The sequence below is a fragment of the Bacteroidetes bacterium GWF2_43_63 genome (assembly GCA_001769275.1).
In the GTDB taxonomy this organism is placed as follows: domain Bacteria; phylum Bacteroidota; class Bacteroidia; order Bacteroidales; family DTU049; genus GWF2-43-63.
Genome location: MEOQ01000012.1, coordinates 123247 through 140518 on the forward strand (window position 1 = coordinate 123247; position 17272 = coordinate 140518).

General features: G+C 42.4%; 12 protein-coding genes. 6 read left to right on the plus strand and 6 right to left on the minus strand.

Annotated elements, in window-relative coordinates; translation table 11 throughout:
• Positions 1-6: 6 nt before the first annotated feature.
• Entirely contained in the window at positions 7-354 is a 348-nt protein-coding gene (locus tag A2W93_01615; protein OFY55765.1) for a hypothetical protein, read from the minus strand.
• Between A2W93_01615 and A2W93_01620 the strand changes: the two genes are divergently transcribed.
• Entirely contained in the window at positions 353-595 is a 243-nt protein-coding gene (locus A2W93_01620; GenBank protein ID OFY55766.1) for a hypothetical protein, read from the plus strand. The two genes, A2W93_01615 and A2W93_01620, sit on opposite strands and share 2 nt — an antisense overlap.
• A gap of 87 nt (positions 596-682) precedes the next feature.
• Here the strand turns inward: A2W93_01620 and A2W93_01625 are convergent, their stop codons facing one another.
• Positions 683-2749 (minus strand): hypothetical protein, encoded by a 2067-nt coding sequence (locus tag A2W93_01625; GenBank protein ID OFY55767.1) that lies wholly within the window; start codon positions 2747-2749, stop codon positions 683-685.
• Between the two features lie 157 nt (positions 2750-2906).
• On the opposite strand from A2W93_01625, the gene A2W93_01630 reads away from it, so the two are divergent.
• The gene (locus A2W93_01630) at positions 2907-5180 is read left to right on the plus strand and encodes a hypothetical protein (GenBank protein ID OFY55768.1); all 2274 of its coding nucleotides are present in this window, start codon (positions 2907-2909) and stop codon (positions 5178-5180) included.
• Positions 5181-5183: 3 nt separating this feature from the next.
• On the opposite strand, the gene A2W93_01635 is transcribed toward A2W93_01630, so the two are convergent.
• Positions 5184-5576, minus strand: coding sequence for a hypothetical protein (locus tag A2W93_01635; GenBank protein ID OFY55769.1), 393 nt, complete (start codon positions 5574-5576; stop codon positions 5184-5186).
• A 198-nt stretch (positions 5577-5774) separates the two neighbouring features.
• Between A2W93_01635 and A2W93_01640 the strand changes: the two genes are divergently transcribed.
• Positions 5775-6905 (plus strand): ATPase, encoded by a 1131-nt coding sequence (locus A2W93_01640; protein ID OFY55770.1) that lies wholly within the window; start codon positions 5775-5777, stop codon positions 6903-6905.
• 6 nt (positions 6906-6911) lie between these two features.
• On the opposite strand, the gene A2W93_01645 is transcribed toward A2W93_01640, so the two are convergent.
• Positions 6912-8678, minus strand: coding sequence for a hypothetical protein (locus A2W93_01645; protein ID OFY55771.1), 1767 nt, complete (start codon positions 8676-8678; stop codon positions 6912-6914).
• 138 nt (positions 8679-8816) lie between these two features.
• Here A2W93_01645 and A2W93_01650 point away from each other — a divergent pair, with 138 nt between their 5' ends.
• Together A2W93_01650 and A2W93_01655 are read left to right on the plus strand one after the other, a co-directional pair.
• Complete coding sequence (locus A2W93_01650) at positions 8817-9293, plus strand: hypothetical protein (protein ID OFY55772.1); 477 nt, start codon at positions 8817-8819, stop codon at positions 9291-9293.
• Positions 9294-9679: 386 nt separating this feature from the next.
• Complete coding sequence (locus tag A2W93_01655) at positions 9680-11524, plus strand: hypothetical protein (protein ID OFY55773.1); 1845 nt, start codon at positions 9680-9682, stop codon at positions 11522-11524.
• A gap of 56 nt (positions 11525-11580) precedes the next feature.
• Here A2W93_01655 and A2W93_01660 read toward each other — a convergent pair whose 3' ends face one another.
• Both A2W93_01660 and A2W93_01665 read right to left on the minus strand, forming a co-directional pair.
• Positions 11581-14007: a hypothetical protein gene (locus tag A2W93_01660; protein ID OFY55774.1), complete on the minus strand. Its 2427-nt coding sequence runs from the start codon at positions 14005-14007 to the stop codon at positions 11581-11583.
• A gap of 236 nt (positions 14008-14243) precedes the next feature.
• Positions 14244-15074 (minus strand): hypothetical protein, encoded by an 831-nt coding sequence (locus A2W93_01665; protein ID OFY55775.1) that lies wholly within the window; start codon positions 15072-15074, stop codon positions 14244-14246.
• 250 nt (positions 15075-15324) lie between these two features.
• On the opposite strand from A2W93_01665, the gene A2W93_01670 reads away from it, so the two are divergent.
• Positions 15325-17217 (plus strand): hypothetical protein, encoded by a 1893-nt coding sequence (locus tag A2W93_01670; protein OFY55776.1) that lies wholly within the window; start codon positions 15325-15327, stop codon positions 17215-17217.
• The last annotated feature ends 55 nt before the right edge of the window (positions 17218-17272 follow it).

Genomic DNA, 17272 nt, shown 5'->3' on the forward strand with positions numbered 1-17272 from the left:
AAATACTTAATTCATTTTTGACCTGCGTCCGCATGGATTCGGACAGCTGCCGCAATTTCCGTCACAGCGCCATACATTGACGACCGGCTGAAAAACGATACTATGCGCCGAAGTCCATTGCGAATAAGCCTTGTCAGCTGTAACGGTCCGTAGCTTCCAGTAAAGCGGCTGAGAGCTGGCCTCTGTAAAGCTCAGGCTATAAACGGTATCTTTCACTAACACTGTCTCAGCGGATTCAAAATCGCTGCTCCAACTGTACATTAGTTCGTATTTGTTCTCGTTTCCTGTACTGTGCCAGGCAAACATCACGGATTGTCCGTTGATAATAAGCTTGTTTGCAGGAGAAAATACCATGGGCGTATCCGGCATAAAATCTTCTATGCTGGTATTTGCAAAATCGGCCGATCCGGGAATAATCATCGGTCGGGATGCACTTACACTGCTGGATTGTACAGATACAAATCCAACTACAAATACAACAGAAGTTAAAATCAAAAGTCCGGGCAGAAGCCGCTTTAAAAAAGAAATCGCTTTCACTTTCACAATTCAAAGTTTTTTGAGACCTTGCTTTGACGAAAAATTCCCGCCTGTGTAAAATGAAAAAACAATTTTTAAGAATTTTTCACAAAAAAGCCTCCGGAAATATAACTCCGGAGGCTTGTGAGATTTTTAGAAAAACGTTTTATTTCGAAGCGTTCACGACTTTTACGGATTCAGATGCAGCTTTCAATAAAGGATCCGAAGACAATTTGCTGCCGGTGGCCTCTACCATCCATGCATCAGGTGTCAGGCGGCCCAGCGAATAAATGCGCAGAACCTCACCTGCAAAATCTTTTCCTTTCAGATGCTGCTCGAGCTGAAACTGAATGAGATGGCCAAGTGGATAAGCGGAGAGATAAAGTGGTGCATCTATCATATGGCTGTAAATCGCCAGAATTGTCTGATCCTTAATGCCGAATACTGGCGCATAATACTTGTTCCAGACATCTTTGGCAATGATAATCACCTGCTCTTTCAATTGCTTCGGCGTTGCATCAGGATTTTCATACATCCATTTCCAGACATTCATGTCAACAAGGCTTACACCCATAATTTCGTACAATGACCAGGCAATTTCAAGGTTTTCGTATTCATGAACGAGCGCATCATTGTTCTTCATGCCGAGCAATTGCAGATCGCGGCTTTGAAAAACAAAGGCAAGCGCCTCAGTGAATGCGGTGTTGGGCACACCATGCAACATGTAGTTGTCAACGAAATGGATTGAAACGGTTTGCTCTACATTATGACCAAATTCATGCACGGCAATGTTATATCCTTTGTAATTCATTCCTGTGCCGGCAATACGGGTGCGAAGGTGACTTACATCATTTTTCATGGCCGATCCCCAGGCATGACCACTGCCAACGGCTGGATCAACAGCGATGTACGAAGAAATGTATTCTGCTTTTTGAGCATCAAATCCAAGTTTTTTCAAAAGACCGGGCAAAGCTTTATTAAATGCAATATTGTCGGGATAGAGCTTTTGAGTGACTTTGTCGAGTTCAGCCTCATTCAGCCCGGCACGTGAAGTGAATCCGTTGTACCAGATATCGAACGGGCGAAGTTTACGACCCAGACGATTTTCAATGGTTTTCCCAATTTCCTTAATCACAGGAGATGAGACAAAGCTGATGAAAAGTTTTTCAACATCGGCCTGTGCCATTTCCATGTCAGCGTCAAACTTGCGCGAAATGTAGTTTTCGTTGTAAGGATAGTATGGATCAAGTTCTTTAAGTGCTTTGAAATTGTTCAGCAATACTTCGTAGCGCTTGTCAGGTTCCGGATCTGCACTGATTTCTTTTCCATTTTCAGTCACTTTGTTGGTAACCGGATTCCACAATGCAGCACCGTTATTAATCACTTTTTGCGGTATGCTCTGATCGATAATCCGCTGCATAACCTGATAAATCATTTCTTGCTTTGCCAGGCCCAGTGTGGTGTCGGCGTAATTCGATTTGAGTTCGTCGCGCAGGCCCCAGTGGGTGATCAGTACTTTGTCTTCTGTAAAATATTTTTGGCCTTTATCATTCAAAAGACTGCCCATGTAGATATTATAATTCGAAATGTAGCTGTCGCTTTTCACCATGGTTTCCGATGCCTTCAGCAGCAGATCGGACGGAGCACGGGCGATGAACATATCGCCAAGCCGCGCCATACCCCACTGTCGGGCAGTCCATTTCTTACCCAGCTCATTTTTTTCCTTCAATGTGTAATATGGGAAGTTGAGCAGAACAGCAAAAGCTGTTTTATTATTGTACATGTCTTCGGCAAAATGAGCCGTCACATCCCAGGAGCCAAACATCTCATCAACCGGCATTACCGTGCCGCGTGGCTCATGAATATTGCGCATCAGCTCGATGGTCATCCTATTGTAATGACCATAAATCTGCTCGAAATAATAATTGTATTTATCAAACAATGTGTCGAGGTCGGTGCCTGTTGGCGTGAAATTATCAATGCAGAATCGGATGAAAGTGCTGTCGGCACCGTCCTCTTTACGCCACATTTCAGAAACCTGCTCGATTCCTTTATTAATGCGGAATTCGTCGGTCTTTCCGAATTTCGCCATCAGACTGTCTTTGGCTGTTGTCAGCGTTTCTTTTTTAATGCTGCTCATCGATTTTTTTTCTTTATCCTTTTTTGGTCCGCAAGCTGAAAACAGAAATGCTCCGGCAAGAACCATCATTGAGAGTAAAAATATTTTTTTCATTGGGGTGAGTTTGGAGAGCAAATATACATCAATAATATCAACTTTAAATGAAAGCTGCTGTCGTTTTCAATTTTGACAAAATGGTGGCAATTATTGTTGAAAAATATATATTCCAGATCTATTGCTAAGAAATATTTATTATCTTTGAAATAAAAGAATGAAAAATGTTGCACTGGTTTTTTATTTTCTAGTAGTTTTATCAACCAGTTTGTTCTCCCAGATTTATCAATGGGACTGGGTGGAGAAAATTGAAGGCAACGGAACTCAAAACATAACGGCTCTACATTGCGGAAACGGCAAGGTATTCCACGCCGGAACATTTCAGGACACCGTTGAAATTGGAGTTGATCCTTATATTGCTGAAGGAGTCAGTGATGCATTCCTTTGTGTTTATAACGACTCCAATGTTTTGATTAAAAAAATTATTTTTCATGGCAATGGCGTTGAAAGCATAGGCAGCGTTCTCACTGACAATAGTGGTAATTTTTGGCTGATCGGTGAAACTTCAGACACATTGAAATTCGACAATAACGTTCTTCCAAATACATCGGGCAATACTGTTTTCATCCTTAAGTTTGATCAGAATTTCATGCTTGTTTCATCTAAAATGAATTCAGGACCTGCAAGTGCTTATGTTTCGGGGCCAGTTGCCACCTGGAACCATGAGAACAGCCGAATCGTGATATCCGGAAACGTATCCGGCAATAATGTGTTTTTTGACGGCACTGAAATAGCATCTAACACGGTTTTTACGGCCAGTTATAATCCCGGATCCAATCAGTTTGAATGGGCAAGTCAATTCAACTGCGACGCATCGGTTAAAGATATTGTGATATGTGATTCCGGTTACATATATTTATCCGGTAGTTTTCATCATATCTATATTCCATCTCAGGGATTGAGTATGAATGCCAGTAGTGGTGCCGATGGATTTTTAATGAAATGCGATACATCAGGTAATCTTTTATGGGTTTCAAGGATTGGTGGTTATTATGATGAGCAATTGTCGAGTATTGAATTCACGGACAATCAAAATGTTGTAGTAACTGGGTATATTTCAACAACCGGGACAATTGTTTCCTCATACAACTGGCTTTTGGACACCATAACTCCATACGGCCCATACAACATGGGAGATATGGTTCTTGCAAAATACTCTCCTGCCGGTGAAGTCATACAGGTAAAAACAGCAGGTGGCAATAATAGTGATAAAGGGTATGACATTGGTAAAGACCAGAATGGATTGTTGTATATTTCAGGTAGTGTTGTATGGTCATATCAGGATTCAATATGGTTTGACAGTATTGGATTTCTTCATTATGGTGGCCATGTCCCCTTTGTTGCAATATACGATCAGGATTTGAATCCGCTTCACGTGTTTTATTCGCAATATTGCGATCATACAGAAGCACAGAAATTAGCAATACTCAATGACAGTAGTATATATACATCAGGAACTTTTTGCGGAGAATCCACTTTTTCGGACATCATTATTCAATCGTCAGATTTATGCCCTGGTTCTTGGGATGTGAGTGATGTTTTCATTTCTCATATCAGGAAAGCCAATATGTTTGGCCGAATTCAGGGGACATTGTATTTATCAGGTAACCCGCTCGAATTTATTGTAAGTCTCTTCCAAAAAACTGGTCCATCTGATGCATCTTTCATTATGAAGAAATGGACGGATTATCAGGGCCATTATTATTTTGATGTTTATAGTCCGGGCGAATATTTCGTCAGGGGTGAAACCTATGACCATTGTCCAACATATTACCTGAAAGAATACCTCTGGACCGAAGCAGAATTATTTGATATTCAAAGCGACACACTCATCGACAATATTGACATCCATTTGTTTGTAAATCAGAATCTGGGAGGCAATAATGAAATAAGCGGCACTGTTTATAGTCAGGATTCAATTCCTTTGCAATGGGTAAGGCTAATTCTGACTGATACTATCGGTACTTTCATTGCGATGGAATACTCTGACTCAATAGGATTTTATAAGTTTACAAATATCCCGGCAGGAACCTACAACCTGCTTGCAGACACTTCCGGAATTAATATTTCATCATACTACACTATCACCATCAATGATGCAAAAGCTTCTTACTCGGATTATGATTTTATAATGTGTATGAATTCCATGATCTGCACCTTGGGCGAAGTTGGAATAGCAAAACCAGCCCATCAATTAAATTGCATTTTCCCAAATCCGGCCAGCAATTTCTTTGTTATCAATGCGGAAAATATTATCCCGGAAAGCATATCTCTCTATTCTATAGATGGCAAAGAAATACAAATAAGTGTTCATGCCAGGGATCATCAATGTCAGGTGACATTGAACGAGGACATTTCAGGATTGTGTTTGTTGAAATTTAAAACATCCAATGACGAGTTTGTGTCCAGAATGGTATTGATACAACAATAATCATCAATGCCCGCCACAGCTACAACCACCTTCACCGGCAACAGGCAACCCAGCTTCAATCCAGGCATGCAGGCCTCCGTCGAGATTGTAGACTTCGGTGAATCCTTTTTGCTGCAATAAATCAACTGCCTGAACGCTGCGTATTCCGTGATTGCAAATAAGAACAAGCGGAGTATTTGCAGGCAGCTCTCCGACGAGTTCCTCAAGATGTGCCCACGGAAAAATCAGCAGCTGCGGGCAATCGACCGCTGAAACAATTATTTCATGTTCTTCGCGTACATCAACCGCCAGCGCGCTATTAGATTCAAAAGCCTTATAGGCATCGGCCGGCAAAACATGCCGGACACCATCGAGCTGAAAATTCTGATTGACCGGTGTTACAGAAAAAGCAAGCATTTTTTTGCAAAGGTACTGAATTCATCATGAGAATAACATTTTGCGATGATCTTAATATATAACTTTTTTGTTACTAACTTATTTGTTACTATCTATTTTGTTACTAACTTATTTGTTACTAACATAATTGTTACTACTAAAATTTGTTTATCTTTGTTGTAGAAAGAATTAGAAGCGGAAATCAACAAAATATGTGACATGGAAGCACCCTTCATTTTTGGAAAAATCGCACAATTTGAGGAATTCACTGGTCGCGAAAACCAGACTGAACGATTGATAACAAACTTCAGTTCCGGAACCAATACTATCCTGATTTCACCTAGGCGCTGGGGTAAAACTTCATTGGTGTTGCATACCTCAAGCGTTTACATGAAGCGGTACAAGAACGACCGGGTTGTAATTATTGACCTGAACAACATCAGATCCGAACAGGAATTCTATGAGAAATACGTCAATCAGATCATGCGGGCATTATCGACAAGAATCACTGAATTTACAGAAAACACCAAAACATTTCTGAGCAGATTCATTCCAAGAATCAGTTACAGTCCAGACCGGCAAAACGAAATTTCTGTTTCGTTAGACTGGGAAGCTGCTGGTCAGGATGCTGATGAGATTATCAACCTTCCTCAAAAAATAGCAGCGAAAAAAGGCATACGCATCATTGTTTGTCTCGATGAATTTCAGAACATTATGGTGTTTGAAAATCCGCTGGCGTTTCAGAAAAAACTGCGTTCGCACTGGCAAAATCACCGTCGTGTCACCTATTGCCTATACGGGAGCCGGCGTGGGCTGATGACCGAATTATTCACCCATTCATCGATGCCGTTTTACAAATTCGGAGACCTGATGTTTCTTGAAAAAATAGAGGAAAAGCAATGGGTAAAATTTTTCATCAAACGTTTTAAGGACACAGGTAAAAAAATCAATGCTGCCGATGCGGCACTGATAGCGCAGAAAGTCGAAAATCATCCTTTTTATGCGCAACAGCTTGCACAACTCACCTGGCTGCGAGCCAGAAAAACCGCCAACGCCGACATTGTAAACGAAGCCACAGAGAGTCTGATGGATCAACTCAGCTATTTGTTTCAGAATCTGGCTGACAGTCTACCATCGAGCCAGCTGGGCTTTCTACATGCCATCATCAACAAAGAAACAAAATTCACGTCAGAAACGGTTATTCTTCGCTATAAGCTGAAATCATCAGCACATGTTTCACGGATAAAAAAGTCACTGATCGACAAGGATCTGATCGATTACAACAACAAAGAATACAATCTGAATGATCCGATGTTCAAGCTCTGGCTGAAGACAAGATATTTCGCCTGATCGAAATCAAATTTTCAAAGCATTATTGATAGCTTCAGTTGCGTCCGTTTCAACTTTCTGCAATGTAAATACACCGCGCCGGGACGAAGAGTTGGCCATCGCGGAAATGTCGGATGCATTCACTATATATAAGTCAGCATATCCGACAGCAACAGCAAAAACAGTCGGTGAAAATTTTTCGACAACGGCCGTACACGAACCATTACTTAATCCAACAGAAAGACATGAATTGTCGCCACCATCAATAATCATTACCGTTGCATTTTTGACTTCTTGTCCATCCGGGGTCACAAACCTGGCAAGCACATTCACCGGTTCATTCATGCGATCGATTTTGTCGCAATTCACAAGCCCGAATCCAGTGATTGAAACCGAACGGGTAACTTGAACCGATCTGTCGATCATATACCTGCGAGCCATATATGCACGCACTTTTGAGGCATAATCCGTCCATGCTTCCCATGTCATGGCCAGCTCTTCAGGGGCCATTTTCGAATAGATAAGATTTCTGTTGTCAGCCAGCATTGAAAAAATAAAACCTTTGTTCTTTTTATCAAATTTTGCCCGCACTTTATTCAGACTTTTATTATATCGCTTGTTGAATTGCATATTTTGCAGCTGGGCCTTTTCGCTCTCTGTGAATTTGCCACGGTAAGGTACCGCGCTGAAATCAACTTTCCCCTTACTTGTTTTCAGAGTGACCGTAAAAAGCCCACTCTCACGGTCAAACTCCAGTCTAATATCATTGTACTTTTTCTTTGATACATATAATTTTGAAAAACCTGTTTTGTCGAGTGGCCCAACATATTTCCATACAATGTTTCTTGCAGAACTTAATTCAGGAAATGTTTTGTAGAAAAAGGCAATATCAGCATCCTTGCTCAGCACGGGCAACTGAAACAGCACTGCGGTGCGATTGCTTTTATCGGATAATCTTTTTATCCTGAAATACGGAATATGCATTTTTGAATACTGTTCTTTCTGAACTGCAGATGAGTCATACTTACCAAGAAAAATCGCACGTGCATAATCCGGCCTTTCCCAACGATCATCAAAAGAGAGGGAGTCTTTAACAAAAGTCCATGTCCCCCAGAATCTCCATGCGTCGGAATACACCGTCATGCTGTCGACGGCTGGCCTGGCTGAGGGTAACGGCTGAAGCGGTTCTACATACTGCCATTCCCCTTTTGCTTCATTGAATGTATAAAGATTAAATCCACTTTCAGTATTCGGCGTCGGCAATTCAATGTCGATTTTTTGACCCCGTCTGACTTTGAGCGCCTGACCATCTTTTTCGGCATACAATTCAAACATGCCAGCCGTTTGAAAATTTCCTGCGACCCCACCCGAGTCATACTTCATTGTAACACCTGAAAGTGCAAGCGCTGCCGGCGTTGTGAGATCACGAAAATACAACGTGTATCCACCCTCTACCATGTTACCATACTGATCGACAAGATCGTTTTTACCAATGCGGATCCTGTAACCTCCTGGTACAGCAATTACGGCATTCTGATTTGATTTTATATCAACACGGGTAAACAAAGGATCAATTTCTTTTATTGGTGCAGCAAATTTCCGGTTTTCAGGAACAACTCCGCTTGCATCAGCATGAACCGTTTGCCATCGGGTTTCAGGAGAATTCTCATTCAGTTCAGTGTACTTGTGAACAAGCACCCGGGCCGATTTTCCCGATGCCTCGAACATCATCTGTGGATATACCTGCAGCACCCAGCCCAGTAACAGGCCGGTCATAATGATTTTTGTTTTCATGACTCGTGGATTTGTATATTCTAACGCTTCAAAACAGGCAGATATTACATACAAATGCAAAATTTCTGTACCAGGAAGGAAATTAAGTTGGTATTGTACTATTTTGTCTGCATATTTGTATATCAAAAAAAATGAAAAATGAACTCATTCGGCTCCCTGATACCGGTACTCTTTATGATCGGTGCTTTTGCCCTTCTGTTTGTAATTTACCGCTGGTTTACCACCAAACGATATCCTGAAAAAACCGAAGCCATGCTTGATACCCTGCCTGATCTGCAAAGCGTCGGACTCAAAAGGGACGCCAACGGATATTCAGGTCAGTACAGGAATTATCCTGTGTATATTTATGCCACAACTTCGCTGAAACCGGTCGGGTATTTTCAGGGGAACAAATTTCAGGTCTGGGTGCTGACTGCACCCCAGCCCGGCGACCTGAAAGGGATCGGTGGGTTTTTTGGCAAATATCTGGTGGCTGGCGAAAAACCCGGTTATGCCATGGTCGGCTTTCTGGTCAATTTCAATGCAACCAGTACCCCGGCCGAAGACATCCGGCTCAAACTCGATGAGCTGATTGATGAGTTGCTGAAACATGATATCAAAGCCTACATTTTGTAGGGCCTTGATTAAATCAGTTAAGCGGAGTCCTTCCACTTCATTTTCCAGCTGGGAATAGTCTTTTAAATAACAAAAAATGATTGCCATCCTTTCCCTGACTGAATGGATATCAACTTTGCTGTAATTGCCGCTTATATTACCGCCATCGGTCTATTAAATACTTGTTAATAACCGAGTTGGAAATCCAAATCAGGGTTCCCGTTCGCCACGGGAAATTGCCATTCACCCCATTTCATGCGTTTGAATCAAAGGATGATACATATCACCACAATTCAATAGCATACAGCTCTTTTAGTGCGTAAATTTATAAATCTATCAGGGCTCCTCCGATTGAACCCAACACCCAAATTGTTAATTAAACCGGCAATATGAAGGCATTTTTAATGATGGTTTTGTTCGTTTTCGCTTTTGTAAAGGCTAACTCTGCCATTTATTATGTCAATGATGCTTCAGTCACAGGAGATGTGTTTTGCACGGCTGTTGGCAATAATGCCAATAACGGGACTTCGGCAAGTACTCCCAAATTAACTTTGATCAATCTTCTTTCGGCTTATTCGACAGTGCTCACAACCGGTGATACGATAAAAATTGATGCCGGGACTTATAACAATGAAGAGAACATTGATTTCTCCAAAGCCGGGGTGACTTTTCTGGGGGCAGGCCCGTCGCTGACGATTTTTGATGACAACGGAGCCGGGACTGCCACGAATTTTTTCATGTACATTCATGCAAACAACGTTACGGTGAAAAACATGACTATTCGGGAGTATGAAAACAATGGATCACAGACGCCTGGGCACAGCGGACAAGCCATTACCATTCAAAATGCAACTGGTGTATTACTCGAAAATATTATTTCCTCATATAATGGTCAGTCTGGCGGAAATCCTTCCATCAGTGTGTTGAGTAATTCAGGCGTGACTATCCGTGGTGGCGGTGGTTTGTGCAACATCTGGCAAACCCAGTACACAGGAGGCGTGGAGGCATATGGTACAAACATTAATCTGACCATAGAAAACTATGTTTTTGCCTATAACTTCAAGGACGGAGCCTATGACGGCGGTGGACTTCTTATTTCGAACGGAGACGCGACAACCATAGTCAGTGTTTCCAATTGCCGGTTTTACGGTAACGATGCCTCAGATGGGGGTGCTATTTCTCAGCGTTGTGGCGTGCTTACAGTTACTGATTGCATCATTGATAATAACTATGCCGGTCAAGTTTCCACCTCTGTATATGGCGGTGCTGTCCGAATTACTGGTGGAAATGCAATTTATACAAATACACGATTTCTGAATAATACTAAATCAGGGACCACAACGCTTCGAGGTGGCGCAATCGGTCTATATTCATCTGATAATGCAATAGACCTAACTCTTAATAATTGCTACTTTTCAGGTAATTCAGGAGATGAAGGAGACGATATTTATGCAGATAAATATATGAGTGGCGCAAAAACAATAAATGTTCATGCGGTTAACACAACCTTTTCCTCTACATCAGACGCCATTTACAATAAAGATGCAGAGCACATACATTTAAAAGACTGCGGAGATCCGGCTGTTGCTGGTTCCAATTCTCCAGCAGTTTTTAAAGAAAACACCACCGCTCCATCATCCACCCCCAATCCGACAACACCAACATTAACAGGCGACTGCTCCACTGGCATCACCCTCCCGGTTGAACTTACCGGTTTTTACGGGATGTGCTCCGAAGATAAAACAGAACTATACTGGCAGACAGCTTCCGAAACAAACAACCATTATTTCATTATTCAGAAATCGGTGAATGGCCTTGATTTCTACCCTGTCGGGACCATCGACGGAAGCGGGAATTCGAATCAGCTGATCAATTATCAGTTCAGCGACAATGAACCAGCTGCTGAGGGAGCCTATTACCGGCTTGTTCAGGTTGATTTTGACGGAGCCACCGCCACATTAGATCCGATTTTTGTTTCCAACAAATGCAACAATGCCGGCGTTGAAATCACCTCCAGCTATTACAATCCTGAGACCCACCTGTTGCAGATAGAAATTGTGACTGCCAAATCGGGAATAAGTCGCCTCACCCTGACTGACTATCTGGGCCGTATTCTGCTTGCAGAAGTCATGAATCTGGAGGAAGGCATCAATAATTTTTCAATTGCAATTCCCGAAATCAATCCATCGGTTTGCCTGCTGATTCTGCAGCACAACAATGTGAATAAAACGCGCAAGGTCCCTGTTTTCTGATTTGATAATGGGTAATGAGATAGTCTGCTGTAACAGGACTCCCAAATCACAAAAAGCTATAACCCAGCGCCACCGCCACCCTGCGGAGGCATCTGACTTTGCTCCAATTCAATTTTTCCAAGACGTACTGTGATTCCGAATGTCAGAAACTGGCTGCGGTTCTTGGAGTAATTTTCTGAATAATAAGTCGGAGTGTTTGTGATGGTGTTGCTTTCCTGCCAATTGAAAATATCCTGCATGCCCAATCGTATTGAAAGCTTTTTCTTGAACAGATCAACATTCAGATTCGCATTTACAAAATAAGTGTCTTCTGAAGAGCCCTGTAAACTGGCAGAGGCAGCGCGATAGATACCCATGACGTTTAATCGCAGAATTTTATAATTCCACATGAAAATCAATTTGCCATCATAGGTCAGGTTGCTTTTATCAACTTTGTATGAGCCCAGATCGGCATAGAAATCCTGATAATACACGTTGGCGTTGAACATGATTCTGTATGCGGGTTTCGGACGCCAGGTGACTGTAAAATCGCCACCGGTGTTTATGTTTTTTCCGGCATTGATGTAGGTTGAATAAATCGTATAACGATTGAGCAAAGTATCGTACACGCCTTCTGATTTGGTGGTAATATCGAGATTGGTTCTGCGATGATACAGCGTCGTGCTGATCGAGCTGCCGTTTTTGAAAAAGTGTGCGTATCCACCTTCGAAGGCATCGGTGAAAGCAGGATCGAGCATCGGATTTCCATAAAACACGGACTCCTCATTAATGCGGTTGGCAAACGGATCGAGCTCCCACTGCGGGTATCGAACACGTCGCGAATAACTCAGTGTGTAATTATCGTTGTTCTTTGTTTTGGCACTTAGGTGCACGGTTGGAAACAGTGTCCCATAAGTACGATTCAGCTTTTCAGTCAATGCGATCGAAGTCATTTCCAGACCAGCAAATTCGTACCGAAGTCCTGCTTTATAATTCAGCCATTTGAGTGTATCGCTGTAGGTTGTATATAGCGCTCCGGCCATGGTGGTTTGATCAAGTACATTGGAAAAAGCAGGAACGTTTTCATACACTCCTGTGGAAAATTTAAATGTATCGATGGGTGAATTTTCATTCTGCATATCACGGCTGAACTCGCCTCCGGCCTCAATAGTTCTGTTTTTTGCCAGTGGATTGGTGTAATGTGCTTCACCAGAAAATGACAGATTTGAATTTTCTCCGTTCTCGATGTATTTCAAATTATCCCAGGTTTGTATTTCGAAAAGTTTGGAATACGATGATTCGCCATCCTGATTCCATGTCCAGAAATAAGAGTCCAATGAAAATTTATGTCCTTCCTTTTTAAAGCGATGCTCATAAGTGAGACCGCCATTCATGCTGTTTCCTTTACGGCTGCCAGAATTTTCCGAAGTATATTTAAACGTCTCTCCACCACCTGTTGTACGGGAACTAGAACTGGATGACGAATTCTCGTTGCTGCTAAACGAGCCCCCGAACCATGTTTCAATTGAATTGTTTTTGTTGTAATCGTATGAGAGACTCAGATGTCCATAATTCCAGTTTCCTTCGTAGTTGTATTCCGAGCCATTACTGAAAGAATAGGCAGTATCAGCACCATTGAAAACAAATCCCTTTGAACTATTGTTTCCTTCCCATTTATGATTTGAATGGCTCATATAAATATTAAAACTCAGTTTGTCGTTGCTGGCGACAAACGAAACCCAGGGAGAATAATTGCCAAGCGTAGAGCCATTGAGCCCGAAGCTTAACAGCAAATTCTTTTTGATTTTATCGCGCGTTATTATGTTGATAATTCCACCTGTACCTTCAGCACTGTATTTGGCCGAGGGATTTGTGATGACTTCGATACGTTCGAGCGAATTGGCAGGCAGCTGCTGCAAAAACTGCTTTAATCCCTCTGCGGAAATTCGCGAGGGTTTATCGTTGATCCAGATCTCAACACCCGATACACCACGAAGCGTTATATTTCCTTCCATGTCCACATACACACCGGGCGCATTCTGTAGCGCATCGTTGGCAACGCCCCCCTGCACACTCGGATCTTCGCTGACATTATATATTTTCTTTTCGCCTTCATAGGCATACATTGGCTTCTGTGCAGTAATCGTCACTTCATTGAGCGCCTGCGCTGATTTTGCCACGGGAATTATTCCCAGACTCATATCGGGCTCGCCCTCTGCCATAACCAACGGCTTAAACTGAGTGCCATAGCCAAGATACGAAACACGTAAAAAATAATTTCCGGTATCGGGAACATTGAGCTGAAACTTGCCGTTTTCGTCAGTGGTGGTTCCTGTCAGGAAAGACGAATCGCTCTGATGAATCAAAGCTACATTGGCAAATGCGAGCGGCTTCTGATCGGTGCTATCCTGCAAAATACCGGTAAGTTTTACTGTCGCGTTTACGTTAGGCGAAAGAATAAGAATAACAGCAATTACAGAAGTAATGCGAATAAGTGTTTTCATACTGGCTGGTTTTACAGATAACAAACTTACAAATTTGTAAATTATTGTATAATCTTTTATACTTATGGCGAAAATTTATCTGCAAACCGGAATTTGAGAGCATAAACGCGAATGGGCACGGGCTTTTTTCATTGATGGCATGCGTCAGGAGACGCGCGCTTTTTTAGTTTAAGGCACGCGTCAACGTAAAACGCTGCAAGCGGGATACGCGCGCCCAGTTAATCGAAAAGAAAGATTTAAAAAATCTCATTAAAAAGCTTCATGTCTAAGCCGAAGACATCAATCATTGCATCCACAATGGCTTTCTGTTCCATCATGGTAGCAAGATCGGCTTTATGCGGAAACTGAACGCCGATGTTTTCTTCCTGCAGGCTCATGGCTTCAATCATGTATTGTTTCGACAACGGCGGTACTTCCGAAATAAAAGCATTGAGCCAGCCAACAAGTTCCGCTCCATTACCAAAATAATACTTAGTCAGAATCACATCTCCTTTGGAGTTTTTATCAGCTACAAGCTGATCACAATTGTTATTGGAACCAACTTCGCCTATGCAATGATTTATCAGGTTGATTCGTGCTTCGTTAAAAGGGGCATAATCCTGCTCATACCGGTCCAGGATTTCCTTTTTCATCTTGCTGTATTTATCGCCCAGCGCCTGAATTCTATTATACAATTCCACATTCGCCATAGTCCTTTTCTGCCGTTCCATCAGTGCATTCACATCCTGTCCCATTCCATAAGCAGCTGTCATTTTTGAAGGATCAATCTTTTCACCAATCGCATCATTGGCCTTATTGCATTTATCAATTTCCACCGCAAGATTATCCGAAATTGCATTCAGTTCTTCAAGAAACTTTGTTACAGATTCCGCAGATTTCGAGGGATAAGCTGGAAGAGCGGTCTGTCCAAAAGAGAAAACTGCAAACAATAATGCGACGACGGATAGAAGAATTGTTTTCATGGGCATAATTTTTTCAAAGATAAGATTTTTTCGTGCGCGCCGTATGTTAAAAATTGTGCCGGAAATTATTTGCCACCAGGGCACGAAAAAAATATTGTCAGACAAACGGACGAAAAGGTCACGCGTCAACGTAAAACAACTAACCATCACGTGAAATGCGACAGGCTTTTTACGTGGTTGCAAGTAGAAGACGCGCATCTGATGTGAGCCTATTGACAATTGAATTCGCATCATATTAAGTTTCAGCAATCGGCGTTCATCCAACAAAAGTGGGCAATGGTAGAAAATGTATAAAGTCCGGTGAATAAATATTTACTTTTGATTGGCTCAAAAAACTGAACTAAAAATTTAACTCATGAAAACAGTTTCCGTTTTTATCATCACATTGCTAGTGACAACCTTATCGTTTGTCGCATCAGCACAGCAGCCCACTGTTTCGAAAAACGAAGCCCGGGCCTACGAAAAAGGAACCCGAAACTACGATGGAACGCCGGGCGCAAACTACTGGCAAAATTCGTCGGACTATTTTATACAAGCGACTGTAGATGTGAAGAACAAGGTGCTGAGCGGCCGTGAGCAGATTGTGTATTCCAACAACAGTCCCGACTCGCTGAAAACAATTGTTATCCGGCTATATCAGGATGTGTTTAAAAATGGCGTGAACCGCAATTCCATTGTGCCGGTAGATCCTGCTGACATTCACGATGGGGTGCGCATTGCATCGCTGAAAGTGAACAATGAAAGCATGGATGTAAGCGAAAGCAGTCAGCAGGTCGTGCGCGATGGCACACTGATGTACGTGATTCTGCCAAAAAAATTGGCGCCGCACAACAAAACGGAGTTACAGATTGAATGGAGTTTTGATTTCCCGCAGCATACGCTGATCCGCATGGGCACAATTGATAGCACCAGCATGTTTGTCGGACAATGGTATCCGCAGATTGCGGTGTACGACGACGTCAATCGCTGGGATACGCGATCGTACAATGGACTGGCTGAATTCTACAACGATTTCTGTAATTTCGAAGTTGATATTACAGTTCCCGATCAGTTTATGGTGTGGGCCACCGGCGATCCGCAGAATCTTAAGGACGTGCTTCAAACGCCGGTTTACAGCCGCTATACAAAAGCATGTACGTCCGATGAAATTCATCATGTGATTACCGAAGAAGATATTCTGAATAAAAAAATCACGACGCAAAATCACACTTGGAAATACAAAGCATCGAATGTGAGCGATTTTGCCTTTGGTGTAAGCGATCATTATTTGTGGGATGTTACGAGTGTGGTTGTGGATAAAAACAGTGACCGACGCACTGTGGTTGGCACAGCGTATAATAAAGAGGCGGTGAATTTCGATCAGGTTGTGCAAATTGCACGCGAAACAGTTCGTTCATTATCGGAAGAAATGCCCGGTATTCCCTACCCATTTCCGTATCTGACAGTATATGCCGGCGACTTCGGGATGGAATATCCGATGATCACCAACGTTGGTCCCGATGCGGATTTTGGAATGACAGTATATGCCAATTCGCATGAAATTACGCATGCCTATTTCCCGTTTCTGGTCGGCACCAATGAAACCGTTTGTGGCTGGATGGATGAAGGACTCACTGTGTTTATACCCGAAAACAGTCAGCATAATATTGCTCCCGAACTGAACATAGGGGCCTATAATACAAGCGCATTTTCGCATTATGCAGGCATACAGGACGAAGTAGCACTTATTACGCCAACACATTATCTTGATCCGGGAATTTATTTTTATCTCAACTACGCAAAAGGAGAACAAGCATTAAGGATGCTTGAAATGGAGCTTGGACCCGAACTTTTCAAAACATGTCTGCTTACTTTCATTGAACGCTGGAAATACAAACATCCAACAGCGTTGGATTTCTTCAATACTTTCAGCGACGTATCAAAGCGGGATCTGAATTGGTACTGGATGGCGTGGTATTATCAGGTTGGCGGCATCCCCGACCTGGCGATAGAAAGTGTTACAAAGACCGGCAACCGCTATGTTGTTATTGTTGAAAACAAAGGCCAATTGCCACTTCCGGTGGCCCTCACTTTTTACGCAAACGACAACGTGGTTGGAACTTCAACTGAAGCCGCGGGCAAGTGGCAGAAAAACACGAAACAAATAGAGCTGATTTTTGATACAAAAGAACCTGTTTCGAAAATCACGTTGGGCAGCGAAACCATTCCTGATGCACATCCGGAGGACAATGAGTATCTGATGAAATAGCATTGAAGGATTTATTGATATCCCGAACCCTGTAAAACAGGTCACCTCGTTTAAC

Excerpts from the sequence above, each read along its gene's own strand:
- A2W93_01620 (OFY55766.1), top strand. The coding sequence starts at position 353 with ATGGGCGTATCCGGCATAAAATCTTCTATGCTGGTATTTGCAAAATCG.
- A2W93_01615 (OFY55765.1), bottom strand. The coding sequence starts at position 354 with ATGGTATTTTCTCCTGCAAACAAGCTTATTATCAACGGACAATCCGTG.
- A2W93_01625 (OFY55767.1), bottom strand. The coding sequence starts at position 2,749 with ATGAAAAAAATATTTTTACTCTCAATGATGGTTCTTGCCGGAGCATTT.
- A2W93_01630 (OFY55768.1), top strand. The coding sequence starts at position 2,907 with ATGAAAAATGTTGCACTGGTTTTTTATTTTCTAGTAGTTTTATCAACC.
- A2W93_01635 (OFY55769.1), bottom strand. The coding sequence starts at position 5,576 with ATGCTTGCTTTTTCTGTAACACCGGTCAATCAGAATTTTCAGCTCGAT.
- A2W93_01640 (OFY55770.1), top strand. The coding sequence starts at position 5,775 with ATGGAAGCACCCTTCATTTTTGGAAAAATCGCACAATTTGAGGAATTC.
- A2W93_01645 (OFY55771.1), bottom strand. The coding sequence starts at position 8,678 with ATGAAAACAAAAATCATTATGACCGGCCTGTTACTGGGCTGGGTGCTG.
- A2W93_01650 (OFY55772.1), top strand. The coding sequence starts at position 8,817 with ATGAACTCATTCGGCTCCCTGATACCGGTACTCTTTATGATCGGTGCT.
- A2W93_01655 (OFY55773.1), top strand. The coding sequence starts at position 9,680 with ATGGTTTTGTTCGTTTTCGCTTTTGTAAAGGCTAACTCTGCCATTTAT.
- A2W93_01660 (OFY55774.1), bottom strand. The coding sequence starts at position 14,007 with ATGAAAACACTTATTCGCATTACTTCTGTAATTGCTGTTATTCTTATT.
- A2W93_01670 (OFY55776.1), top strand. The coding sequence starts at position 15,325 with ATGAAAACAGTTTCCGTTTTTATCATCACATTGCTAGTGACAACCTTA.